We start from the raw sequence: 23,392 nt of genomic DNA, 5'->3' as shown, positions 1-23,392 counted from the left end.
CCGGTCCGGAAGTCGCGGGCCGGTGGGGCTTGTCGCGCAGTTCCTCCCCCCAGCCTTCGGCCGGGGGGATCCCCAGCGCCCCTGACAGGGCGCGCATCCTCCAGCCTTCCGAAGGAGGCAAGCCCCCTATGCCCGACGTCCTCAAAGCCCCTCTCGTCGTCGAGTTTCCCTTCACCCGGTCCCTCGGGCCCGTGCAGAGCGCCTTTCTCACCGGGCTGCGGGACCGGGTCGTCCTCGGTGTGAAGGCCGGCGACGGCCGTGTCCTCGTCCCGCCCGTCGAGTACGACCCCGTGACCGCCGAGGAGATCCGTGACCTCGTCGAGGTCGCGCCCACCGGCACGGTCACCACCTGGGCCTGGAACGACGAACCCCGCCGCGGTCAGCCCCTCGGCACCCCCTTCGCCTGGGTCCTGGTCCGGCTCGACGGCGCCGACACCGCCCTGCTGCACGCCCTCGACGCGCCGGGACCTGACACCGTGCACACCGGCATGCGGGTCCGGGTCCGCTGGGCCGAGGAACGGTCGGGGGCCATCACCGACATCGCCTGCTTCGAGCCGTACGAGGGCGAACCGGCCGCGGTGACGGGGCACGACGGCACGTTCGAGGACGCCGTCCACGGCATCGTCGCCCACGCCCGCCTCGACTACACCTACTCGCCCGGCCGGGCCCAGTCCGCCTACATCGACGCGCTCTCCTCCCGGCGGACCTTCGGCGAACGCTGCCCCTCCTGCCGGAAGGTGTACGTCCCGCCGAGGGGTGCGTGCCCCACATGTGGGGTGGCCACATCGGAACAGGTCGAGGTGGGGCCCGGCGGCACGGTCACCACCTTCTGCATCGTCAACATCAAGGCGAAGAACCTCGACATCGAGGTGCCCTACGTATACGCCCACATCGCCCTCGACGGCGCCGGCCTCGCCCTGCACGGCCGGATCGGCGGGATCCCCTACGACCAGGTGCGGATGGGGCTCAGGGTCGAACCGGTGTGGACCGAGGGGGCCCGATTCCCCGACCACTACCGGCCCACAGGTGAGCCCGACGCGGACTACGAGACGTACAAGGAGCTGCTGTGATGCGTGACATAGCACTGGTCGCCTTCGCGCAGACCGACCACCGCCGCACGAGCGATGACCTCTCCGAGGTCGAGATGCTCATGCCGGTCCTGCACGACGTGCTCGGACAGACCGGCCTGAAGACCGCCGACATCGGCTTCACCTGCTCCGGCTCCAGCGACTACCTCGCCGGCCGCGCCTTCTCCTTCACCCTCGCCCTCGACGGCGTCGGCGCCTGGCCGCCGATCTCCGAGTCGCACGTCGAGACGGACGGCGCCTGGGCCCTGTACGAGGCCTGGACCAAGCTGCTCACCGGGGACGCGGACACCGCGCTCGTCTACTCCTACGGCAAGTCCTCACCCGGCTCGGTGCGCGACGTGCTGACCCGCCAGCTCGACCCCTACTACCTGGCCCCCCTGTGGCCGGACTCCGTCGCCCTCGCCGCCCTCCAGGCCCGGGCGCTCATCGACGCGGGGGAGACCGACGAGCCCGCGCTGGCCGCCGTCGGCGCCCGCAGCAGGACGGACGCGGCAGCCAACTCGCACGCACAGCTGCGGGGTTCGGTGCCGCAGGGGGACTACGTGGTACGACCGCTGCGCACCGGCGACTGCCCGCCGATCGGCGACGGCGCCGCCGCCGTCGTCCTCGCGGCGGGGGAACGGGCCCGCGAGCTGTGCGACCGGCCCGCCTGGATCCGGGGCATCGACCACCGCATCGAGGCGCACGGCCTCGGCGTCCGCGACCTGACCGACTCGCCGTCCGCGCGGCTCGCCGCCGAGAAGGCCGGCGCCTTCGAACGGCCCGTGGACACCGCCGAGCTGCACGCGCCGTTCAGCTCGCAGGAGATCGTGCTGCGCAAGGCGCTGCGGCTCGGCGACGACGTGCGGGTCAACCCCTCCGGCGGGGCCCTCGCCGCCAACCCGATCATGGCGGCCGGGCTGATCCGCATCGGCGAGGCCGCCGCCCGCATCCACCGCGGCGAGTCCGACCGCGCCCTCGCCCACGCCACCTCCGGGCCCTGCCTGCAGCAGAACCTGGTCGCCGTACTCGAAGGGGATCCGCGATGAGCAAGGAGCCCGTGGCCGTCACCGGGATCGGCCAGACCAAGCACGTGGCGGCCCGGCGGGACGTGTCGATCGCCGGGCTCGTCCGCGAGGCCGCGCGACGCGCCCTCGACGACGCCGAACTGGACTGGGCCGACGTCGACGCCGTGGTCATCGGCAAGGCGCCCGACTTCTTCGAGGGCGTGATGATGCCGGAGCTCTACCTGGCCGACGCGCTCGGAGCGGTGGGCAAACCCATGTTGCGGGTACACACAGCGGGCTCGGTGGGTGGGTCGACCGCGCTCGTCGCGGCCAACCTCGTCGCCGCGCGGGTCCACTCCACCGTGCTGACCCTCGCCTTCGAGAAGCAGTCCGAGTCCAACGCCATGTGGGGACTGTCCCTGCCGATCCCCTTCCAGCAGCCGCTGCTGGCCGGGGCGGGCGGCTTCTTCGCGCCCCACGTGCGGGCCTACATGCGGCGCAGCGGCGCCCCGGACACCGTCGGCTCGCTGGTCGCCTACAAGGACCGGCGCAACGCGCTCAAGAATCCCTACGCCCACCTCCACGAGCACGACATCACCCTGGAGAAGGTCCAGGCGTCCCCCATGCTGTGGGACCCCATCCGCTACTCGGAGACCTGCCCCTCCTCCGACGGCGCCTGCGCCATGGTCCTCACCGACCGCGCCGGAGCCGCCCGTTCCACGAAGCCGCCGGCCTGGATGCTCGGCGGCGCCATGCGCAGTGAACCCACCCTCTTCGCCGGCAAGGACGCGGTGTCGCCGCAGGCCGGGAAGGACTGCGCCGCCGACGTCTACCGGCAGGCGGGGATCGCCGACCCGCGCCGGGACATCGACGCCGTCGAGATGTACGTGCCGTTCTCCTGGTACGAGCCCATGTGGCTGGAGAACCTCGGCTTCGCCGAGGAGGGCGAGGGCTGGAAACTCACCGAATCGGGGGTCACCGAACTCGACGGTGACCTCCCCGTCAACATGTCCGGCGGCGTCCTCTCCACCAATCCGATCGGCGCCTCCGGGATGATCAGGTTCGCCGAGGCCGCCCTCCAGGTGCGCGGCCAGGCCGGAGAACACCAGGTGGACGGCGCCCGGAAGGTGCTCGGGCACGCCTACGGCGGCGGCTCCCAGTTCTTCTCCATGTGGCTCGTCGGCGCCACGGCCCCCGACAACTGAAAGGACCCGTTCACGTGGCCTGTCGAGTGCCGGAACCGAAAGCTAGGCTGGCCGCGGACGACGAACTCGGGAGGAGCACGGACGTGGCCGAGAGCACCATCCAGCAGCAGCGGGCAGTGGGCTGGGACAAGCCGGAGCTGGACCTCAGCGGGGCCGACTGGCAGTCCAGCAGCAGGGGCCTGGGGGATGTCCAGATCGCCTTTGTCGAGGGATTCATCGCGATGCGCAACAGCGGCCGCCCGGAGAGCCCTTCCCTGATCTTCACCCCCGCCGAATGGGGTGCCTTCGTGTCGGGGGCCCGGGAGGGCGAGTTCGACCTGACCTGAGCGCCTGCCCCCGGTGCCGCCACTGCGGCAGAGAGGTGAACCAGGGGGTGTTCCGCAAGGATTTCCGGACACGTGACCGGCAGCGCCCTCCCGGGGCCACCGCCTGAGACAGGCTGGCCCCGGACGGGGAAGGACGTATTCCGGAGGTGAGGAACGATGAGCGCTGCGCCGGTCATCGCCGCGGCGGACGGGTCGGACGACAGCCTGCGCGCCCTGGACTGGGCCGTACAGGCGGCCCGGCAGCGGGACGCGCCGCTGCGGGTGGTGCACGTCCGTCAGTACGCCGCCTGGGGGCAGCCCGATGTCCTGGTCGCCGGCGAACCGGACGAGGGCGGCGACCCCGTGCTCGACGAGGTCCGGGACCGGTTGTCCAGCGGCGCCGTCGGGCTGACCATCGAGTACGTGGCCCTGGAGGGCGCCCCGGGCGCACTGCTGCCCGAACTGGGCGCCGACGCACAGCTGTTGGTGCTCGGCTCGCGAGGCCGCGGCGGCTTCGCCGGCCTGCTGCTCGGCTCCAACGGCATGGCCGCCGCCCGCGACGCCGCGTGCCCGGTGGTCGTCGTGCCCCGGCCGGGACGCAAGGTGCCCGAGGAACTGCCCGCCGAGCCCGGACCGCGGGTCGTCGTCGGCCTGGACGTGGACAGCCCCGACGACGCCACCCTCGCCTTCGCCTTCGCGGAGGCCGCCCGGCGCGGCGCCCGGCTCCAGGTGATCGCCGCCTACCCGTGGCCCGCGCAGAGCTGGTTCGCCGCCGGGGAACTCGTCCCGCCGGCCGGCGGCCAGGACGAGGTGGAGCAGGAGACCCGCACCCTCGCCGAGGGCTTCCTCGCCCCATACCTCAAGGACCGCCCCGACCTGCGCGCCGACGTCCTCGCGCTGCCCGGCGACGCGGCAGGCCTGCTGGTGTCCGCCTCGAAGGACGCCGCCCTGGTCGTCGTCGGCCGGCACCGCAGGCGACTGCTCGCCCCGGCCCGCATGATGGGCTCGGTCACCCACGCCGTACTGCTGCACGCGGCCGCCCCGATCGCGGTCGTCCCGCCCGCGCCGCAGGAGTGATGTCAAGCCCCTTCGCCCAGTTACCGTCAGTAGGGAGCGGATCACCGAAGTCCGGCGTACGCTGAGCTGCCTGCAAGTCACGGTGCGCGCCCGCTCCCCGCGCTCGCGTAACACCGTGGCGGGGGGTGGTCATGGGACAGCGGGTCCTGCGGAACCGGCGGACGCTCTACGAGCGCGACAGCGAACTGTCCGCCGTCGACGAGGCGTTGGCCGAACTCACCGGCCTGCGCGCGGACGGCGCGGTACCGGGCGACAGGCCGCTCGGCGCGCTGCTCGCCTTCGCCGGCCGGGCCGGCATCGGGAAGACCACCCTGCTCGCCGAGGTGCGTCGGCGCGCCGCCGCCCGGGGCTGCACCGTGCTCTCCGCACGCGGCGGCGACCAGGAACAACGCGTCGCCTTCCACGTCGCCCGCCAGCTCCTGCAACCCCGCCTCGCCGGCGCACCGGAGGCAGAACTCCGCGCCTCGCTCGGCAGCTGGTACGACATCGTCGGCCCCGCCCTGGGCCTGTGCGCCCCCACCGAGGGCGCCCCGCCCGACCAACAGGGCCTGCGCGACGGCCTCGACTGGGTGCTCACCCACCTCGCCGTGCGCCAGGCCCCGATGGTCCTCGTCCTCGACGACGCCCACTGGGCCGACCCCGAATCCCTCGGCTGGCTCGCCGCGTTCGCACCGCGCGCCGAGCAACTCCCGCTGCTCGTCGTCGTCGCGTACCGGCCCGACGAACTCCCCGAGCACGCCGACACGTTCCGCGGCCTGCCCGGCCGGGCAGGCGGCCGCCCGCACGGCCTCGAACCGCTCAGCGCCGACGCCGTGGCCGGCCTGGTCCGCGAGAGCCTCGGCGACCACGCCGACGACGCCTTCTGCCACGAGTGCTGGGCCGTCACCGCCGGCAACCCCTTCGAGGCCGTCGAGCTGACCGCCAAGGTCCACGACCGTGGCCTGGACCCCACCGAGGCCGGCGCACCCCTGCTGCGCGACCTCGCCGCCGCAGTCAAGGGCAGCGGGCTCATCGCCCGCCTCGAACGCCTGGGCCCCTCCACCGTCCGGTTCGCCTGGGCCTGCGCCGTCCTCGGCACCGAGATCCATCCCGCGCTCGCCGCCGCCGTCGCCGGCCTCGGCCACGAGGAGGCCGCCGACTCCGCCGACGCCCTGCGCGGCGCCCGCGTCCTCACCGGCGCCGAGACCCTGGAGTTCGTCCACCCCCTGATCGCCACCGCCGTCTACCGGGCCATCCCGCCCGCCACCCGGGTCGCCCTGCACGGCCAGGCCGCCTGGTGCGTGACCGACGACGGCCAGGGCGCCACCGCGGCCGCCCGCCACCTCCTGGAGACCCACCCGGAAGGCGACACCTGGGTCGTCCGGCAACTGCGCGCCGCCGCCGGCGAGACCCTCCGGGCCGGCGCCCCCGACACCGCCCGCGCCTACCTCGCCCGGGCCCTGCGCGAACCCCCGCCTCCGAATCAGCGCGCCGCCGTCCTGCACGAACTGGGCAGCGCCTCCCTCCTCACCGAGCCCGCCACCACCGTCAACCACCTGCGTGCGGCCCTCCAGGAACCCATCGCCGAGCCCGCCCTGCGCCACCAGATCGTCTACCGCCTCTCCCAGGTCCTCGCCCACAGCGACCACCTCGCCGAGGCCTCGGAGACCCTCGCCCGCGAGATCCAGGTGACCGGCGACGCCCGCGTACGGCTCCGGATGCTCTCCGAACAGTTCATGTGGGACGCCTTCCGCGCCGACGAACCCGACCACCCCTCCCGCTCCCGCCGCCTGACCCGGCTCGCCGACCGCCTGCGCGGCCGTGACCTCACCGAGCGGTACGTCATCGGGCTGCGCACCTGGGACGCCATCCAGCGCGGCGAACCCGCCGACGTCGCCCTCCACCACGCCGAGCGCGCCCTGGCCGGCGGCCTCGGCTGGGCCGCGTCCGACCGCGGCTTCGAGGTGCCCGTCCTCGTCGCCCTCGCCTTCATGTACGCCGACCGGCCCGACCGCACGGAGGAACTCTTCGCCGCCGGGGTCGCCGACTTCGAACAACAGGGCTGGCGCGGCGCCCACCTCTCCTTCGCCTACACCCTCCTCGGTTACGTCCGCTACCGCCGCGGCCGCCTCGCCGAGGCCGAGGAGCACGCCCGCTCCGGCCTGCGCCTCGCCGAGCGCGTCGGACCCCGCACCCCGGCCCTCTGGTACGCCGTCGGCATCCTCGTCCAGACCCTGCTGGCCCGCGGCCGCCTCGCCGAGGCCGCCCGCCTCGCCGAGGACCACGCCTTCCGGGAGCCCTTTCCGGCGGCCGTGGTCTTCCCCGACGCCCAGACGGTCTACGGCGAACTGCTGCTCGCCCGCGGCCTCCCGAAGGACGCGGCGGCCGAGCTCGCCGCGGCGGGGCGCCGCCTCGAACCGCGCGGCATCCGCAACCCCTCCTGGTGCCCCTGGCAGCTCCACCTGGCTCGCGCCGAGGCCCACGACGCCCCGGAACGCGCCCTCACCACCGCCCTGGCCGCCCTGACCCACGCCCGCCGCTTCGGCGCCCCCTCCGCGATCGGCCAGGCCCTGCGCACCGCGGCCGACGTGTCCACAGGCGAGGCCCGCCTGGCATACCTGCGCGAGTCGGTGACCCACCTGGAACGCTCCCCGGCCGCCTACGAGCTGGCCTGCGCCCTGGTGTCCCTCGGCACGGAACTCCGCGACGCCGGACTGCTGCGCAGGGGCCTGGACACCGCCGTCCGGTGCCAGGCGGACGGCCTGGCGCTACAGGCCCGGGCGGAGCTGGCCGCAGTGAGGGAGCAGAGCGACGGCACAGCCCCTTAGGGGCGCGAGGCTGTATTCGATTTGAGGCTCCGCCGCGTGGGCGCGACCAGCCACGACGGCACCGCACCCGCCGAAGGGCCGCACCCGCCGAAGGACCGCGCCCGCCGAAGGGCCGCAACCCACGACGGCCGCCACCGCCGCCCGGCCGGGCACCGCCGAACACCACCGTCGTGACCGGTCACCGTCGCGACGGATGAGGCACGACGGTGGACGCGGCGGGTCCGAGAAGCGCCGGCCGACCCGCAGCCGGAACTGATCCCCGCCCCGCAACCCCGGCCCCGTACCATGGACCGCATGTCGTTCCTCCGTCGCCGCAGCGCCACTCCCGCCGGCCCCGAATTCGACGTTCTGGCCATGGACCCGGGTGACTGGCCCGGCAACCTCGGTGCCGGGCTGCTGCCCGCGCCCGACGGCACCTGCCAGGGCGTCTTCCTGCGCTACGACCTCTTCGGCGGCCGCGGCCCCGCGATGATCATCGGCAACCTCCCCGAGGGCTCCCCGGCCCGCGAGGTGGAGGAGGGCGAGATCCCCTTCGAGGTCGGCCAGCTCCTCCTCGCGCTGGAGAACGACGAGGACGTCACCGTCGTCGGCACCGAGGACATGCCGGTGCTGCAGGGCGACAACCTGCTGATCGTGCGCCGTCTCAAGCTCTCCGAGAGCCGGATCTCCTGCGTCCAGTTCGACCGCAGCGACGGCGTCCTGGTGACCATCGCGGCCTGGGACCGCCCGATCACCGACGACCTGTACGCCCTGCTGAAGCCGCTCCCGGCGGAGCTTTTCCAGCAGGGCTGAGGCCCGACCGCCTTCCTTCGGCTACTTCCCGTGGCCGTGGTGCCGTCCGGCCTTCGCGGCCGGCACCACGTCGACGTCGGCCGCGCGGACGAACTCGACCCGGTGGCCGTACTGGATCTCGTAGTACAGGTCCTTGCCGACCACGACCTTGTGCGAGTCGGTGCTGAAGGTGACGGCGTAGTAGTACTCGCCGGGCACCTCGTCACCGGCCACGTACTTCTGACCCGCCGGGATCGTGTACGGCAGCGGTGAGACCGACTGGGCCGGTACCCCGGAGGGGTACGCGGAGGCCTCCGGGTAGGCGCGGCCGTACACCGGGATGCCGGTCCGGCCCGCCTTCGGCGTGATCACCACTCCGGTCGAGGCGACCGCCGTCGGGGCGCTCCCCGGGTTCTCGAACCAGGCCTTCTGCCCGAGGTACCAGATCGCCGTCCAGTCCCCCCAGGTGTCCGCCACCGTGTACTGCTGGCCGGTGGAGGCCCGTGAGGAGAGGTCGTTCACGTCGGTCGTCGGCGTCGTGCCCATGCCGATGTCCTTGATCAGGGCCGAGTTCGTGTCGTGGTCGGAGTACAGCCGGACCTCGCCGGACCCGTGCGCGGCGCAGGGCTGGCCCTTGGTGACGCAGCCGGTGTACGCGGGCTGGTTCGTGGCGTAGTCCGGCAGGATCGTGACCACACCGCCCGTCACCACCCGGTGCTTCTTGCCCGCCTTGTGCTTGAAGGGGTGGTCAAGCAGCTCGAAGTAGTGCCGCCAGTCCCAGTAGGGGCCGGGATCGGTGTGCATCCCCGGGATCGTGGACGTGGTCGGGCCCGGCACCGTGTCGTGGCCGAGGATGTGCTGCCGGTCCAGCGGGATGCCGTACTGCTCGGCGAGGTACTTCACCAGCCGGGCCGAGGAGCGGTACATCGCCTCCGTGTACCAGGCGTCCGGCGAGGCGAGGAAGCCCTCGTGCTCGATGCCGATCGACTTCGCGTTGATGTACCAGTTGCCCGCGTGCCAGGCCACGTCCTTCGCCTTGACGTGCTGGGCGATGAGACCGTCGGTGGAGCGGATGGTGTAGTTCCAGGACACATAGGTCGGGTCCTGGACCAGGTTGATGGTGGTGTCCCAGGAACCCTCGGTGTCGTGGATGACGATGTACTTGATGCTCTGCGAGCCCGGCCGGTCGGCGAGGTCGTGGTTGCCGTAGTCGTTGTCCCCGAACTGCGCGTAGGGCGCGGGGATCCACTCGCACGACACCGTCGCCGGGCACTCCGTCCCGTCGTCCGCCGCCGTGGTGCGCAGCCCGGTCAGCTTCAGCTGCGCGGTGTCGGGCACCAGGCTCGGCCGGCCGGTGAGGGCGACGAACTGTCCCGCGTCGGTGGTGCGCTGTTCGCCCGTGTGGAGGACGTCGAACACGTCGTCGGCGTACGCCGCCGCGGTCGCCATGTCGTCGGCGCCGGAGAAGCGGGCGATGGCGCCGTACCAGTCCGCCGGATCGGCGCTGAGCGGCTGGTGCAGGTCCCGCTGGGCGGCCGCGAGCAGCGCGGCACCGCCGGCCACGTTCGCCGCCGCGTCGGTGCGCAACCGCTCGGCCGGGATCCCGGTCAGTCCCGCGGCCTTCGTCAGGGTCTTGAGGCGCGCCGGGAGCGCGGAGTTCCGCGGGACCTGCACGCGGGGGTGCAGGGCGGGGCGGGCGCTGTCGCCACGGGCGTCCTCGGTGCCGTCGGCGAAGTGCTCGGTGGCCGTCGCCAGCGCGGTGTGCGCGTCGGTGAGGTGCATCGGGCCGTAGCCGCCGGTGACGCTGGGCGCGCCGCCGTGGCTGTCCCAGCGGGACTGGAGGTAGGAGACGGCGAGCAGCACGCTCTGCGGCACGTGGTACTCGTCGGCGGCGGACGCGAACGCCTGCTGGAGCGGTCCGGCGGACGACTCGTCGGTGTCCGGTGGGGGTGCCGCGCCCAGCAGCGGCAGCAGCAGGGCCGCGGCGGCGACGGCTCCGGCCGTCCTGCGCCTGCGTCTGCCGCTGTGTGGGGGTGCGGGCTCGGTGACGGATCCGCGCAAGGCAGCCTCCTGGGGCGATGGGGCGCGACGGGGCGTGCGGGGCTGAGCGTGGCTCAGTGGTACCGGCTTGCCGACGATCCGTCAATCATGCCCAGCGAGGCCTGAATTCCCATGTCATGCGGTGATCGTGGGAGTTTCGCGGTGGCGGCCCGCGGGCCTGCGGGGCGTCAGTGGCGTACACCAGTGGACGGCCGTGACACCCTCGCGGACACCCCGGACATGCGAGGACCCGCGGCGCGCAGTTGCCCTGAGCGCACCGCGGATCCTCGTCCCCGTCAGCGAGTGCCGACCGCCGCGCGCACGGCCCGTCGGGCCAGCTGGCAGTCGTCGTGCAGCCGCCGGAGCAGCAGCCGCTGTTCCTCGCCGGTCGGCGCGGCGCCCGGGTGGGCCGTACCCGGTGCCGCCGGGGTCGCGTCGTGCATCGAACGCTGCACGGCGGTCTCGTAGGTCCGGATCTCCCGGGTGAGCACCAGCATCAGGTTCACCAGGAAGGCGTCCCTGGACGCGGGCCCCGCCGACTGGGCGATCTGGCTGATCTGACGGCGCGCCACCGGGGCATCGCCGAGGACCGACCAGAGCGTGGCCAGGTCGTACCCCGGCAGGTACCAGCCCGCGTGCTCCCAGTCCACCAGCACCGGACCGGCCGGGGACAGCAGGATGTTCGAGAGCAGGGCGTCGCCGTGGCAGAACTGGCCCATCCCCTGGCGGCCCGCCGCGACCGCGATGCCGTGCAGCAGCTTCTGCAGGTCACCCATGTCCCGGTCGGTGAGCAGACCCAGCTCGTGGTACCGGGCGATCCGGGCCGGGTAGTCCACCGGGGCGTCGAAGGTGCCCGCCGGGGGCCGCCACGCGTTCAGCCGGCAGATCGCCCCCAGGGCGGCCCGGATGTCCGCCCGGGGCGGAGCCTCCGCCGGGTGGCGCTGGACCGCCGCCACCCGGCCGGGCATCCGCTCGATCACCAGCGTGCAGTTGTCCGGGTCCGCCGCGATCAGCCTCGGCACCCGGATCGGCGGCCGGTGCCGGACGAACGAGCGGTATGCGGCTATTTCGTGGCGGGTCCGCTCCGCCCAGGCGGGGGAGTGGTCCAGCAGACACTTCGCCACGGCTGTGCTGCGCCCCGTCGTGCCGACGAGGATCACCGACCGCCCGGTGCGGCGCAGCACCTGCACCGGAGCGAACTCCGGACAGATCCGGTGCACCGACGCGATCGCGGTGCGCAACTGCGCACCCTGGGGGCCGGACAGGTCGAGTCTGCCGCTGAGGGGCTGGGGGCCGAGACCCGCGGGGCGGCGCTGCCGGCCCACGACCGGTACGGCGGCCCCCGGACGTGCGGGGTCGAGGTAGGGTCCGCCGCCCGCCGGGCGGGGGCGCAGCGACCGGGGCGGAGCGGACACGGAGGACGATGCTGCGTACATGGGAGATACAGATCCCTTCGTGTGCCTGCGGTGCCTGCCTGAGAAGTCCTGTGAGGGGTTCTCGCGCCCAGCCCGTCCCGGCCGCCAGGGCACACCCTGGGGAGTGTGCCCGTCAGTGGCGACCGGGTCGGGGTGGCGCGTTCCTACCTGACACCCGTTGCCCACTGGCACACCATCTGGCGCACCCTGGCGAACCGTGGCGAATAGTCGCCCGGCAACCGGCACCGGGCTACTGTCAACTCAGCCGAGAACCTGGGGGCTTGACGTGACCGGAGAACCCAACACCCGCCTCTCGGACCTGTTCGGCCTGGCCGGCTGGTCCAAGGGCGAACTCGCGAGGCTGGTCAACCGGCAGGCGGCGGCCATGGGCCACCCCCAGCTGGCGACCGACACCTCCCGGGTGCGGCGGTGGATCGACATGGGAGAGATCCCGCGCGATCCGGTGCCGCGGGTGCTGGCGGCTCTGTTCACCGAGCGTCTCGGCCGTGTCGTGACCATCGAGGACCTCGGTCTGGTACGGCACGGGCGTACGGGAAAACGGCCGGACGGCGGGAACGTGGAACATCCCGACGGCATGCCGTGGGCGCCCGAACGAACCGCCGCGGTCCTCACCGAATTCACGGGAATGGACCTCATGCTCAACCGACGCGGCTTGGTGGGCGCGGGTGCCGCGCTCACCGCGGGATCCGTACTCAGCAGCGCCATGTACGAGTGGCTGCACACCGACCCCACACTCAAGGCCGACGCCCCCGTCCTCGACGATCCTCTGCACGCCGACCCCGCCGGGTTCGACCGCTACGAGGCCGCCCCCATCGGGTCCGAGGAGATGGAGGAACTGGAGCGCTCCGTGGAGGTGTTCCGTGCCTGGGACGCGGCCCGCGGCGGCGGCCTCCAGCGCAAGGCCGTGGTGGGACAGCTCAACGAGGTGGGCGGCATGCTCGCCTACCGCCACCCCGAGCACCTCCAGCGGCGCCTGTGGGGCGTCGCCGCCAACCTCGCCGTCCTCGCGGGCTGGATGTCGCACGACGTGGGCCTGGAGCCCACGGCCCAGAAGTACTTCGTCATCGCCGCCCACGCGGCCCGTGAGGGCGGCGACCGGCCGCGTGCCGGGGAGGCGCTCTCCCGAGCGGCTCGCCAGATGGTGCACCTCGGCCGGCCCGACGACGCACTCGACCTGATGAAGCTCGCCAAGTCCGGCTCGGGCGACGAGGTGCTGCCGCGCACCCGGGCGATGCTCCACACCATCGAGGCCTGGGCACAGGCGTCGATGGGCAAGGGCCAGGCGATGCGCCGCACCCTCGGGCAGGCGGAGGACCTCTTCGTCTCCGACCGGGGCGACGTGCCGCCGCCGAGCTGGATGCAGATGTTCAAGGAAGAGGACCTGTACGGCATGCAGGCCCTCGCCTACCGCACGCTGGCCGAGCACGACCCGGCCGCGGCCGTGCACGCCCAGCACTACGCGGAGAAGGCACTGGCCCTCAGGGTCGACGGCCGGCAGCGGTCGAAGATCTTCGACTTCCTGTCCATGGCCTCCGCCTGCTTCATCGCGGACGACCCCGAGCAGGCTGACCGTTACGCCCGGCTGGCCCTGATGTCGATGGGGTCGAACTCCTCCCACCGCACCTGGGACCGGCTGCGCGAGATGTACCGGCTCACCGCCGAGTATTCGAGCTACCCGAGGATCCAGGAACTGCGGGAGGAGATCAAGCTGGCCCTGCCCAGGGCCAGGACCAAGGGGAGCCACAACAGCGCACAGGCATAGGGGCCGGTGCGCCCGACACGGGCCGGCTGACCGCAGCAGGGCGGCACCCGCTGCCTCGCTCCGCGCTGTCTTCCGCCTGCCTATTCACTCACCTTGGCGACGAGCACGCAGGCCTGGTCCGCGCGGCCGCTCTCGCCGAACTCCTCGACCACGGCCCGGACACAGTCCTGGGCGGTGCGCGCCGCCCCGAACCGGGGGGCCAGGCCGAGGAGCGCGTCCAGGGAGTCCGCTGCGCTGTGCCCGGGCACCACTCCGTCGGTGTGCAGCAGAAGCAGATCGCCCGGTTCCAGGGTCACTTCGGCCTGCCCGTAACCGGCTCCCGAGGTGACACCGAGCAGCACGCCGTCCGGCGCGCTGAGCGCACGCCCCGTCCCGCCGCGGAACAGCAGCGGGGCGGGGTGTCCTGCCTGCGCCCAGGCCAGGGTGCGGGTGGCCGGCCGGTAGCGGCAGCAGACCGCGCTGCCCAGCGCGGGTTGCACGGTGGCGTCGAGCAACTGGTTCAGCAGGGACATGAGCTGCCCCGGCCGGGTGCCGGCCATCGCCATCCCGCGTACGGCGCCCAGCAGCATCGTCATGCCCGAGGCGACGGCGACGCCGTGGCCGGTGAGGTCGCCGACGCTCAGCAGGGTGTCGCCGTCGGACAGCTCCAGCGCGTCGTACCAGTCGCCGCCCAGCAGGGCTCCGGCCCCCGAGGGCAGATGGCGGGCGGCGACGTCGAGCGTGCCAGGACCCCGGCCCGGCAGCCGCAGGGCATCGCGTCCGGGCGGCAGGACGGCCTCCTGGAGCTGGACGGCGAGCCGCTGTTCGGTCTCGGCCCGGCGGCGGTGCCGCTGCATCGTGTCGCGGGTCTCGCGCACCGTCCGCTGGCTGAGCCGCAGTTCGCTGACGTCGCGCAGCACGGCCCACATCGAGGCGGTACCGCCGTCGCCGTCGAGCACCGGTTCGCCCATCATGTGGACCGTCCGCACGCTCCCGTCGGGCCGCAGGACACGGAACTCGCCGTCGATCGGCCTGGCGTCGACCAGGCAGTCGGTGACCATCGCGGTCAGCCGGGGCCGGTCCTCGTCCAGGACCAGGGCGGGCAGCTCGTCGAGGGTGAGCGCCGACCCGGCCGGGTCGCGGCCGAGGATCTGGAAGAGCTCGCCGGACCAACTCGCCTCGTCCGTCAGGAGGTTCCACTCCGCGCTGCCGACCCGGCTGAGCAGCGAGCCCGCAGCGGGCGCGGCGCCGCCGGCGGGTGGCGCCTCCGCGCGGGCCGGCAGGGGTGCCGGTCCGTCCCGCAGCTGGGCCAAGTGCTCGTCCAAATCGTTGAGCTGATGGAGTGCCAGGTCGTACAGGGCCCGCTGCCAGCGCTCCTCGGGGTCCGAGCCCGCGCTTCGGGTGTCCCGCCGCACCGCGTCCACGTCGCCCTTGAGCCGCCGTGTCTGCGATATCAACGCCTCGACGGAGCCGCGCCCGGGCGGCTGCGCTGCGGGGCGGTCCGCGGAGACATGGGACGGCATGACGCACTCCGATGCGGGGACTGAACGGCCAAGGCGGACGGGGGGACCTGTTACGACTGTTGCACAGCCTGCGACGCCCTGTAAGGGATTTGGCAACACACGATACGGTGGTGCTTCTGGCATATGCCAGAGTCTTCATGGGCTGGTCGACACCCATGAAGGGTGTACGCGAGCGGTGGCGCACGTCGTAGTGGGACTACGTGATTCGGCGGACTTCGCGAGCTCTCCGTGTCGCGCTCGGTCGACTGTTCGACGCCTCTGTGTTCACAGTGTCGCGGTCTCGGCCAACCGCGGCAACTCTGTCCGGATTTCGCGTCATGCGGGGAGCCCTCCCGGAGTCCTACAGGCATGGACATCTCTTTCGAGCAAGCCGCCCGCGCCCGGCTGATCACCGCCGAGGACGAGGAGGTCCCGGTGCCCGCCACGCTCCGGTACACCTCCGGTGACCCGCTGGCCGTCTTCGTCGACTTCCCGGCCGAGGTCACCCTCGGCGGCGAGGAGGTCACCTGGACCTTCGCCCGCTCGCTCCTCGACCAGGGGATCAGTGCTCCGGCCGGGCGCGGGGACGTCCACATCTGGCCCTGCGGACCGGGCCGTACGGCCGTGGAGTTCCATTCGCCGCACGGCCTCGCCCTGCTCCAGTTCGACACCCAGGCCCTCTTCCGGTTCCTGCAGCGCACCCATGAGGTGGTGTCCCCGGGACAGGAGGACGTCGAGGCCGTCGTCGAGCGGGGCCTGAGCGCGCTCTTCGGGGGCGTGTGAGGCGCACGGCGCGCTGCCGACCCGGACCTTGACCTCTGCTCACTCCCGCCTCACCGATCCGGCCCGGAGCCTGCCGACCGCCTGGTGCACCCTGTCGCGCGGCGCGCCGCACGGGCGCTCCGGTGACGAGGACGGGGACAATGACGCCGATCAGCCGAAGAGGCTTCGTAGAACTGGGCGCTTCCGTCGCGGCGGCCATGACGGCGGGCGACGCCGGCCCACGGACCGCGGCCCGGAGCACGGCGACCGGCACGGTCCCGGACGTCGGGCACAGGGTGATCCTCATGCAGGAGAACCGCAGCTTCGACCACTGTTTCGGGCGTCTCAAGGGCGTCCCCGGCTTTCGCCGTCCGCGGCGCCCCACCCTGAGCGGCGGCTGTCCGGTCTGGACTCCGACGCGCCCTGGTCGCCCCGGTTCACCGGCCACCTGGAGACCGGCGCCGCGTCCGTCAGCGGCCGGCGTCCGCGTACAGCTCCGGGCGCGGGGCGAGCCCGACGGCCGTACGGCCGCCGCTCTCCAGTGCCCGGACCCCGGCCTCGGCGACCGCCGAGGAGGCGTAGCCGTCCCAGGCGCTGGGGCCGGTGACCCGGCCCTGCCGGGTGGCGTCCACCCAGGCCTGCACCTCGCGGTCATAGGCGTCGGCGAACCGCACCAGGTAGTCCTGGGCCACCTCCTCGCGGGCGCCGCCGGCCGCGGTGACCAGCATGCCGTGGTCCTCGCCGATCCGGGCGCTGCCCTGCTCGCACACGGCCTCGCAGCGCACCTGGTAGCCGAAACCGCAGTTCACGAAGACCTCGACGTCGACGACGGCGCCCCCGTCGGTCTCGAAGAGCACCAGCTGCGGGTCGAGCAGCCCCTCGGGGGCGCCCGCGGAGGGCCGTGGCCGCAGCACGGTCACCGCGGTCAGCTCCTGGTCGAGCAGCCAGCGGGCGGCGTCGATCTCGTGCGACACCGAGCTGTTGATCAGCATGGCGCTGGTGAAGCCGGGCGGCGAGGACACGTTGCGGTGGGTGCAGTGCAGCATCAGCGGCCGGCCCAGGCTGCCGCCGTCCAGCAGCGACTTCAGGCGCCCGTACTCGGCGTCGTAGCGGCGCATGAACCCGATCTGCGCCAGCCTGCGCCCGAGTCCCGCCTCGGCCTCCACCACCCGCAGCGCACCGGTGGAGTCCGGCACCATGGGCTTCTCGCACAGCACCGGGAGCCCGCGCTCGAAGCACGAGAGCAGCGGTTCCTCGTGCGCCGGGCCCGGAGAGGCGATCAGCACGGCGCCGACCCCCGGCGCGGCCAGGGCGGCCAGCGGATCCGCGTGCACGGTGACGCCGTCCAGACCGGCCGCCGCCTCCTTGGCGCGGTCGAGGTCGGGATCGGCCACCGCGGCCACCCGCGCACCGCTCACCACCTGGTCCAGCCGTCGTATGTGGTCGGCTCCCATGTGTCCGGCACCCAGCACCGCGACGCCCAGCAACTCAGCCACGCCCACACACTCCCTCTCGGCCGACGATCACGCTCCAGAGCCTACGTCGGCCGGTAGGGGGGCCCGTCAGTAGCGCAGCACGCCGGCGATGCCGTCCTCGTCGCCCAGGGTGCCGTCCGGGACGAAGCGGACGTCGGCGCCGGTCTCCAGGCACTGTTCGACGATCTCGTCCACGATGTCGTCACGGGCGTCGAGGTCGCCGCTGGCGGCCGGGACCAGGTGGTCGCCGTCGTCGCGGACGGTGGTGCGGTAGTTCTCCTCGACGGCGAGCAGCCGGATGCGGCCCTCGCGGGCGCTCTGCCAGACCTCGTCGACACCGGCCGCGAACGTCTTGTGGCCCCGTGCGGAATCGAGCTCCCGGGTCACCGACGCGGTGTTCCGGCGGGACTCCGCCTGGAGAAGCGGGGTGATCGCCTGCCACACGGCCTCCGGGCCGGCGTGCGAGAGACCGCCGTGCCGCACGGGGACGCTGTGCTTCGCGACGTTGCCGAGCTCCTCCCACAGCGAGAGGGCGGCCTGCTCGCCGGTGACGTACAGCGGCCGCGGCTCGTCGCGCAGCAGCGCGGCCATCGCGGTGTTCGCGTCCCGCAGGAAGTGCTTGGTGCCCTCGTCGCGGAAGGTGCTGGGCGTGTCGCCGATCTGCTCCTGGCGCTCGCCGTCGGCGTTCCGCAGCGGGCGGGTCATCGGGAAACCGCCGGTCCGGCTCTCGGTGACCCGGTCGACGCCGCCGTTCCACAGCGTGATGCGATCGGCCGAGATCGAGAGGACCCAGAACGGGCGCTCGGCGGCGTGTGCCGAGACCAGGTTGCGGGTCAGGAAGGTGTCCGAGAGCACCACGCGCTCGGGCACACTGCGGGCCAGCGACCACACCTGGTGCTCACCCGGCGCGGCGAAGATCACCAGGCCGTCCTCGGTGTAGGTCAGGTCGACCTCGGCGAGCGCCTGTTCGAGCTGGCCGACCACGTCGGAGCGCCGGTCCCGGGTGACCGCGGGATCCGCCTCCAGCTGCTTCTTGGCCTCGGCCACGACATTGCGCAGCCGGACGGGGTCCTGGGCGCTGTCGGGCTCACGGCGGTGCGTGGGAGTCAGCACCGACACGGCCGGATAGGGGCGCGGGCGGCGCAGCTCGGCAAGGGTCGAAGGACTGAGTGCGTGCTCCATACCAGCACCATAGGACCGATTCGCCATTGCGGCATTTGGGGTAATTCTCCAGCGCCTTCGGATCCGCGGTGCGCCGTAACCGTGTTGAGGCCCGGCGGCCGGTGACGGCGGGCGGGACGGGCGGTTACCGTACCCGGCAGTAACCGGATCACGCCCCAGGAGGCCCGCATGCCGCAGCTCGAAGTCGACGGAGCGGCACTGACGTACGACGACGAGGGCCCCCGCGACGGTGGCGCCGCGCCGCTGGTGTTCATCCACGGCTGGACCGCGAACCGGCACCGCTGGGACCACCAGGTGGCGCACTTCGCCGCAGACCGCCGGGTGATCCGGCTCGACCTGCGCGGCCACGGCGAGAGCACCGGGGCCGGTGTGCGGACGGTCGCCGAGCTGGCCCAGGACGTGGTCGCGCTCCTCGACCACGTGGAGGTGGACCGTTTCGTCCCCGTCGGCCACTCCATGGGCGGCATGATCTCCCAGACCCTCGCGCTGGCCCACCCCGAGCGGGTCGAGCGGATGGTCCTGGTCAACTCCATCGGCCGGATGACGTACAGCCGCGGTCGCGGGCTGCTGCTGGCGGCCTCGGCCCTCGTGCCGTTCAGGCTGTTCGTCGCCGCCAACATCCAGCGCGCCTTCGCCCCCGGCTTCCCGCGCGAGCAGATCCGGGAGTACGTCCGCGCCTCCGCCGGCACCCCGCGCGAGGTCGTCATGACGCTGTACGGCGCCATGCGGGCCTTCGACGTCCTCGACCGGGCCGGCGAGATCACCGCGCCCACCCTGATGGTGCACGGCTACCACGACATCCAGCTGCCCGTGGGGCAGATGCTGCGGATGGCCAAGGCCTACCCGGACGCGGAGGTCCGGATCATCGACGCGGGCCACGAGCTGCCGGTGGAGCGGCCGGCCGAGCTGACGGCGGTGCTGGACAGGTTCCTGACCCCGGCCGCGTAGCGCGAGCTCCCGACAGCACCAGGCGACCGGCGCCCGGCGAAAGCCGCGGCGCCGACCCGTTTGGGGAACTTTTTGCGCTTGGCCTGTTCGTGGCGGAAGGGGCCTGCCGTGAGGCGGCTTTGCGGGCCTCGCGCGGGCAAAACGCGTCCGAAAGTGGAGGCGGGGTACTCCGTTCGTGTTACGGCCAGGTTGACCGGCCCGGGTCCCGGGCGCACGCTCGTCATATAGGTGCTGAATACAAGTGGTTCGCTCGGGCAATTGCCTGCGCCGCAGAACCGCAGGTGGCGCGCATGACCCGGCTGACCGGCAGCAGGAGGTAACGCATGTGTGGCATCACCGGCTGGGTCTCCTTCGACCGTGACCTCACCACCGAGCAGCGCGCATTGGATGCGATGACGGAGACCATGGCCTGCCGCGGCCCCGACGACCGCGGCACCTGGAGCGAGGGGCCCGCGGCCCTGGGGCACCGCCGGCTCGCGATCATCGACCTGCCCGGCGGCCGGCAGCCGATGACCGTCCGCACCCCGGACGGCACCGTCGCGATGGTCTACTCGGGCGAGGCCTACAACTTCACCGAGCTCCGCCGCGAACTCGCCGCCCGAGGACATGAGTTCACCACCGACTCGGACACCGAGGTCGTGCTCCGCGGCTACGTGGAGTGGGGCGACGCCATCGCCGAGCGGCTCAACGGCATGTACGCCTTCGCCGTCTGGGACGCCCGCCGCGACGAACTCGTGATGATCCGCGACCGGATGGGCATCAAGCCCTTCTACATGTACCCGACCCCGGACGGCGTCCTGTTCGGCTCCGAGCCCAAGGCGATCCTGGCCAACCCGCTGGTCCGCCCCCGGGTCGGCCTGGACGGCCTGCGCGAGCTGTTCACCATGGTGAAGACACCCGGGCACGCCGTGTGGGAGGGCATGCGCGAGGTGGAACCCGGCACCGTCGTCACCGTCGACCGCCACGGACTGCGCACCCGCGCCTATTGGCGGCTGGAGACCCGCCCGCACACCGACGACCGTGCCACCACCGTCGCCACCGTCCGTGAACTCCTCGACGACATCGTGCGCCGCCAGTTGGTCGCCGACGTGCCGCGCTGCACCCTGCTCTCCGGCGGGCTCGACTCCTCCGCCATGACCGCGCTGGCCGCCCGCCAACTCGCCGTGCAGGGCGAGAAGGTCCGCAGCTTCGCCGTCGACTTCGTCGGCCGGACCGACAACTTCGTCGCCGACGAACTGCGCACCACCCCCGACACCCCCTTCGTGCACGACGTGGCCCGCCTGGCCCGCACCGACCACCAGGACATCGTCCTCGACGTGGCCAGCCTGGCCGACCCCGCGGTCCGCGAGCGGGTGATCGGGGCCCGCGACCTGCCGGCCGGGTTCGGCGACATGGACACCTCGCTCCTGCTGCTGTTCCGGGCCGTCCGCGACCAGTCCACCGTCGCGCTGTCCGGGGAGTCCGCCGACGAAGTGTTCGGCGGCTACCTGCAGTTCTTCGACGAGGAGGCGCGCACCGCCGACACCTTCCCGTGGCTCGTCCAGTTCGCCCGGCACTTCGGCGACGACGCCGGCGTCCTGCGCGCGGACCTGGCCAAGTCCCTCGACCTGGAGCACTACATCGCCGACGCCTACCGCTCCGCCGTCACCGGCGTCGAACGCCTGGACGGCGAGAGCGACTTCGAGTTCCGGATGCGGCGCATGAGCTACCTGCACCTCACCCGCTTCGTCCGCATCCTGCTCGACCGCAAGGACCGCACGAGCATGGCCGTCGGCCTGGAGGTCCGGGTGCCGTTCTGCGACCACCGGCTCGTGGAGTACGTCTACAACGCGCCCTGGGCCCTCAAGTCCTTCGACGGCCGCGAGAAGACCCTGCTCCGGGAGGCCACCCGGGACGTCCTCCCGCAGTCCGTGTACGACCGGGTCAAGAGCCCCTACCCGTCCACCCAGGACCCGGAGTACGGCCGCGCCCTCCAGGAGCAGGTCAAGGACCTGGTCGCCCGGCCCGACCACCGGGTGTTCGACCTCGTCGACCGGGAGAAGGCCGACCGGGCGGCCCACCGGACCGCGCTGAGCACCCAGGCCGACCGGCGCGGCCTGGAACGCACCCTCGACCTGGCCCACTGGATCGACCTGTACGACCCGGAGCTCACCCTCTCCTGAGCCCGGAGCCCCGGCCCCCGGCGGCCTCAGCCCGGCGAGTCGGTGACGGAGCCGCGGTCGTCGTCCGCCGGACAGGAGCTGCCGTCGGGCGGCAGCGTGCCGTACAGCAGGAAGTCGTCGATCTTGCCGCGCACGCACCTGGACGACGTGTACCCGGTGTGGCCGTCGCCCCGGTTGTCCAGCACCACGGCCGAAGGACCGAGCCGCTTCGCCGTCTCGACCGTCCAGCTGTACGGCGTCGCCGGGTCACCGCGGGTGCCCACCAGCAGCATCGGCGCGGAGGGCACGTCCTTCACCTCGTTCCGGATGAAGTCCGTGCCGCGCGGCCGGCCGTAGCACAGCAGCACCTGCGTCAGCCGGAACCGGCCGAACACCGGGGACGCCTGCTGGTACTCCTGGTTCAGCCGGGCGAGATCCCGGGTGAGCCGCAGGGCGCTCGGCCGGTCCGGGTCGTCGGCGCAGTTGATCGCCATCAGCGCGGCCGACAGGTTGTCCACGGGGACGGCCGCGCTGTCCACGAGCCCCCCGTCGTGCGCGTGCCCGTGCCCGTGCGGCAGCGCGGAGCCGCCGGACGCGAGGTTCTGCACCCCCCGGGTGTCGCCGTCCTCGATCAGCGAGGCCAGCGCCCGCTCCATCAGCGGCCAGAGGTCCTTGCCGTAGAGTCCCTGCCCGATGGCGTCCACGAGGTCCTGGCCGGTGAACGGGCCGCCGAAGTCGGAGGGCACCGGGTCCTCGTCCAGGGAGCGCACCAGCTTCACGACCGCCTCCCCGGCCTTGCGCCGGTCCTGCCCGAACGGGCACCCCCGGTCGGTGACGCACCAGTCCAGGAAGTCGTCCAGCGCCGTCTGCTGCCCCCGGGCCCCGGCCACCCCCTGCTCGGCCAACGACTCGGTCAGCGTGTCCACTCCGTCCAGCGCCATCCGGCCCACGTTGTACGGGAACTGCGCCGCGTACACGGCGCCGAGCCGGGTGCCGTACGAGAAGCCCAGGTAGTTCAGCTTCCTGTCGCCGAGCGCCTGGCGGATGACGTCCAGGTCCCGGGAGGCGTTCACGGTGCCTATGTGGGACAGCACCGGCCCGGAGTTCCTGGTGCACCGGAGCGTGAGCTGCTTCAGCTCCTTCATCAGGGCCTGCGGGCGCGCGACGTCGGGCGGCTCGTCGTCGCTCGCGCCGTCCGAGGGGCTGCCGGTGCCGTCGCCGCAGCTGACGGGGGAGGAGCGGCCGACACCGCGCGGGTCGAAACCGACCACGTCGTAGCCGTTGGTCAGGCTCATGAACTCCTTGCCGTCCTGCCCGAGCTGGCTGACGCCCGAGCCGCCCGGGCCGCCGAAGTTGAGCAGGACCGAGCCCTGTGACTTCCCGGTCGCCCGGTAGCGGGCCAGCGCCAGATCGAGGGTGCCGGCGGCCGGGCGCGCGTAGTCGAGGGGGACGGTGACCCTGGCACACTGCATGTCCTTGGGCAGCTCCACGTCCTTGCACGCCGCCCACCTGACCTTCTGCCGGTAGAACAGGGTCAGGTCCGGCTGCTCCCCATCGCTCTCGGCCGCCGTGGTCGCGGGCAGCCCGCCGCCCAGCAGCGCCAGCGCCAGGGCGCCGGTGCCGGCGCAGCGCCGCAGGGCGGGCCGGGTACGGGGCACGGCAGGCATCGAGGGCCTCCAGGGACGCTCCGTGGCGGACCGGTTACAGGGCTTTCGCTCACCATAAGCGGGGTGCGCGGGGCCCGCCTCCCGGCGGGCGGGCCGGGCCGGGTGTCCTGCTCTCCGCCGGTCCGCCGCCCGCCCTCGCACGGGCGTCCCTCTCGGCCGCCCCCTTTCGATGACCTTGCATACTTTTACTGCCGGTTCGAGTTCACTGTCGCTCGATGGGGTGAAATGTGGATAAGCCATAACTCAGATGGTTCGTCTG

General features: G+C 72.9%; 17 protein-coding genes and 1 pseudogene. 12 read left to right on the top strand and 6 right to left on the bottom strand.

All coding sequences use genetic code 11. The features are described from left to right. The first annotated feature begins 128 nt into the window (after positions 1–128). The 7 genes from BLW82_RS03025 to BLW82_RS02995 all read left to right on the top strand — a co-directional run bounded on the left by BLW82_RS03025 (position 129) and on the right by BLW82_RS02995 (position 8,260). Positions 129–1,070, top strand: coding sequence for a Zn-ribbon domain-containing OB-fold protein (locus tag BLW82_RS03025; RefSeq protein WP_093497337.1), 942 nt, complete (start codon positions 129–131; stop codon positions 1,068–1,070). Continuing rightward, entirely contained in the window at positions 1,070–2,116 is a 1,047-nt protein-coding gene (locus BLW82_RS03020) for a thiolase domain-containing protein (RefSeq protein WP_177232810.1), read from the top strand. The genes BLW82_RS03025 and BLW82_RS03020 overlap by 1 nt, the downstream gene beginning before the upstream one ends. Next, positions 2,113–3,279 carry a thiolase domain-containing protein gene (locus tag BLW82_RS03015; RefSeq protein ID WP_093497335.1) on the top strand — a complete coding sequence of 389 codons (1,167 nt, stop codon included), beginning with the start codon at positions 2,113–2,115 and terminating at the stop codon, positions 3,277–3,279. The genes BLW82_RS03020 and BLW82_RS03015 overlap by 4 nt, the downstream gene beginning before the upstream one ends. Before the next feature lie 83 nt (positions 3,280–3,362). Next, complete coding sequence (locus BLW82_RS03010; protein ID WP_093507816.1) at positions 3,363–3,605, top strand: DUF397 domain-containing protein; 243 nt, start codon at positions 3,363–3,365, stop codon at positions 3,603–3,605. A 156-nt stretch (positions 3,606–3,761) separates the two neighbouring features. Then, positions 3,762–4,661 carry a universal stress protein gene (locus BLW82_RS03005; protein WP_093497334.1) on the top strand — a complete coding sequence of 300 codons (900 nt, stop codon included), beginning with the start codon at positions 3,762–3,764 and terminating at the stop codon, positions 4,659–4,661. Positions 4,662–4,792: 131 nt separating this feature from the next. Beyond that, a complete protein-coding gene (locus BLW82_RS03000) occupies positions 4,793–7,468 on the top strand; it encodes an ATP-binding protein (RefSeq protein WP_093497333.1) in 2,676 nt (891 codons plus the stop codon). A gap of 294 nt (positions 7,469–7,762) precedes the next feature. Further along, complete coding sequence (locus BLW82_RS02995) at positions 7,763–8,260, top strand: glycosyltransferase family protein (RefSeq protein ID WP_093507815.1); 498 nt, start codon at positions 7,763–7,765, stop codon at positions 8,258–8,260. Between the two features lie 21 nt (positions 8,261–8,281). Here the strand turns inward: BLW82_RS02995 and BLW82_RS02990 are convergent, their stop codons facing one another. Further along, a complete protein-coding gene (locus BLW82_RS02990) occupies positions 8,282–10,300 on the bottom strand; it encodes an N-acetylmuramoyl-L-alanine amidase (RefSeq protein ID WP_093497332.1) in 2,019 nt (672 codons plus the stop codon). A gap of 275 nt (positions 10,301–10,575) precedes the next feature. Further along, the gene (locus BLW82_RS02985) at positions 10,576–11,715 is read right to left on the bottom strand and encodes an aminoglycoside phosphotransferase family protein (protein ID WP_093497331.1); all 1,140 of its coding nucleotides are present in this window, start codon (positions 11,713–11,715) and stop codon (positions 10,576–10,578) included. Positions 11,716–11,980: 265 nt separating this feature from the next. Here BLW82_RS02985 and BLW82_RS02980 point away from each other — a divergent pair, with 265 nt between their 5' ends. Beyond that, positions 11,981–13,477, top strand: coding sequence for a DNA-binding protein NsdB (locus tag BLW82_RS02980; protein ID WP_093497330.1), 1,497 nt, complete (start codon positions 11,981–11,983; stop codon positions 13,475–13,477). Positions 13,478–13,557: 80 nt separating this feature from the next. Here BLW82_RS02980 and BLW82_RS02975 read toward each other — a convergent pair whose 3' ends face one another. Next, positions 13,558–14,979 carry a PP2C family protein-serine/threonine phosphatase gene (locus BLW82_RS02975; protein ID WP_093497329.1) on the bottom strand — a complete coding sequence of 474 codons (1,422 nt, stop codon included), beginning with the start codon at positions 14,977–14,979 and terminating at the stop codon, positions 13,558–13,560. Positions 14,980–15,327: 348 nt separating this feature from the next. Between BLW82_RS02975 and BLW82_RS02970 the strand changes: the two genes are divergently transcribed. Both BLW82_RS02970 and BLW82_RS45085 read left to right on the top strand, forming a co-directional pair. Further along, a complete protein-coding gene (locus BLW82_RS02970; RefSeq protein WP_093497328.1) occupies positions 15,328–15,741 on the top strand; it encodes an SsgA family sporulation/cell division regulator in 414 nt (137 codons plus the stop codon). Positions 15,742–15,881: 140 nt separating this feature from the next. Further along, positions 15,882–16,088 (top strand): annotated as a pseudogene (locus tag BLW82_RS45085) (alkaline phosphatase family protein); the annotation flags it as partial. 102 nt (positions 16,089–16,190) lie between these two features. Here the strand turns inward: BLW82_RS45085 and BLW82_RS02965 are convergent. Both BLW82_RS02965 and BLW82_RS02960 read right to left on the bottom strand, forming a co-directional pair. Further along, on the bottom strand, positions 16,191–17,216 hold the full coding sequence (locus BLW82_RS02965) for a Gfo/Idh/MocA family protein (protein ID WP_093497327.1): 1,026 nt from the start codon (positions 17,214–17,216) through the stop codon (positions 16,191–16,193). A gap of 66 nt (positions 17,217–17,282) precedes the next feature. Beyond that, positions 17,283–18,377: a baeRF3 domain-containing protein gene (locus BLW82_RS02960; RefSeq protein ID WP_093497326.1), complete on the bottom strand. Its 1,095-nt coding sequence runs from the start codon at positions 18,375–18,377 to the stop codon at positions 17,283–17,285. A gap of 168 nt (positions 18,378–18,545) precedes the next feature. On the opposite strand from BLW82_RS02960, the gene BLW82_RS02955 reads away from it, so the two are divergent. Both BLW82_RS02955 and asnB read left to right on the top strand, forming a co-directional pair. Continuing rightward, positions 18,546–19,325, top strand: coding sequence for an alpha/beta fold hydrolase (locus BLW82_RS02955; protein WP_093497325.1), 780 nt, complete (start codon positions 18,546–18,548; stop codon positions 19,323–19,325). A 323-nt stretch (positions 19,326–19,648) separates the two neighbouring features. After that, entirely contained in the window at positions 19,649–21,487 is a 1,839-nt protein-coding gene (asnB, locus tag BLW82_RS02950) for an asparagine synthase (glutamine-hydrolyzing) (RefSeq protein WP_093497324.1), read from the top strand. Positions 21,488–21,513: 26 nt separating this feature from the next. Here the strand turns inward: asnB and BLW82_RS02945 are convergent, their stop codons facing one another. Further along, on the bottom strand, positions 21,514–23,133 hold the full coding sequence (locus tag BLW82_RS02945) for an alpha/beta hydrolase (protein ID WP_093497323.1): 1,620 nt from the start codon (positions 23,131–23,133) through the stop codon (positions 21,514–21,516). Positions 23,134–23,392 lie beyond the last annotated feature (259 nt).

It is taken from the genome of Streptomyces sp. Ag109_O5-10 (genome assembly GCF_900105755.1).
In the GTDB taxonomy this organism is placed as follows: domain Bacteria; phylum Actinomycetota; class Actinomycetes; order Streptomycetales; family Streptomycetaceae; genus Streptomyces.
Note: the sequence above shows the minus strand (reverse complement) of the source record. Positions and strands in the feature narration are given on the sequence as shown.

What these genes read in the sequence shown, in the direction of transcription:
- BLW82_RS03025 (WP_093497337.1), top strand. Translation starts at nt 129, where the DNA reads ATGCCCGACGTCCTCAAAGCCCCTCTCGTCGTCGAGTTTCCCTTCACC.
- BLW82_RS03020 (WP_177232810.1), top strand. Translation starts at nt 1,070, where the DNA reads ATGCGTGACATAGCACTGGTCGCCTTCGCGCAGACCGACCACCGCCGC.
- BLW82_RS03015 (WP_093497335.1), top strand. Translation starts at nt 2,113, where the DNA reads ATGAGCAAGGAGCCCGTGGCCGTCACCGGGATCGGCCAGACCAAGCAC.
- BLW82_RS03005 (WP_093497334.1), top strand. Translation starts at nt 3,762, where the DNA reads ATGAGCGCTGCGCCGGTCATCGCCGCGGCGGACGGGTCGGACGACAGC.
- BLW82_RS03000 (WP_093497333.1), top strand. Translation starts at nt 4,793, where the DNA reads ATGGGACAGCGGGTCCTGCGGAACCGGCGGACGCTCTACGAGCGCGAC.
- BLW82_RS02995 (WP_093507815.1), top strand. Translation starts at nt 7,763, where the DNA reads ATGTCGTTCCTCCGTCGCCGCAGCGCCACTCCCGCCGGCCCCGAATTC.
- BLW82_RS02985 (WP_093497331.1), bottom strand. Translation starts at nt 11,715, where the DNA reads ATGTACGCAGCATCGTCCTCCGTGTCCGCTCCGCCCCGGTCGCTGCGC.
- BLW82_RS02975 (WP_093497329.1), bottom strand. Translation starts at nt 14,979, where the DNA reads ATGCCGTCCCATGTCTCCGCGGACCGCCCCGCAGCGCAGCCGCCCGGG.
- BLW82_RS02970 (WP_093497328.1), top strand. Translation starts at nt 15,328, where the DNA reads ATGGACATCTCTTTCGAGCAAGCCGCCCGCGCCCGGCTGATCACCGCC.
- BLW82_RS02960 (WP_093497326.1), bottom strand. Translation starts at nt 18,377, where the DNA reads ATGGAGCACGCACTCAGTCCTTCGACCCTTGCCGAGCTGCGCCGCCCG.
- BLW82_RS02955 (WP_093497325.1), top strand. Translation starts at nt 18,546, where the DNA reads ATGCCGCAGCTCGAAGTCGACGGAGCGGCACTGACGTACGACGACGAG.
- asnB (WP_093497324.1), top strand. Translation starts at nt 19,649, where the DNA reads ATGTGTGGCATCACCGGCTGGGTCTCCTTCGACCGTGACCTCACCACC.
- BLW82_RS02945 (WP_093497323.1), bottom strand. Translation starts at nt 23,133, where the DNA reads ATGCCTGCCGTGCCCCGTACCCGGCCCGCCCTGCGGCGCTGCGCCGGC.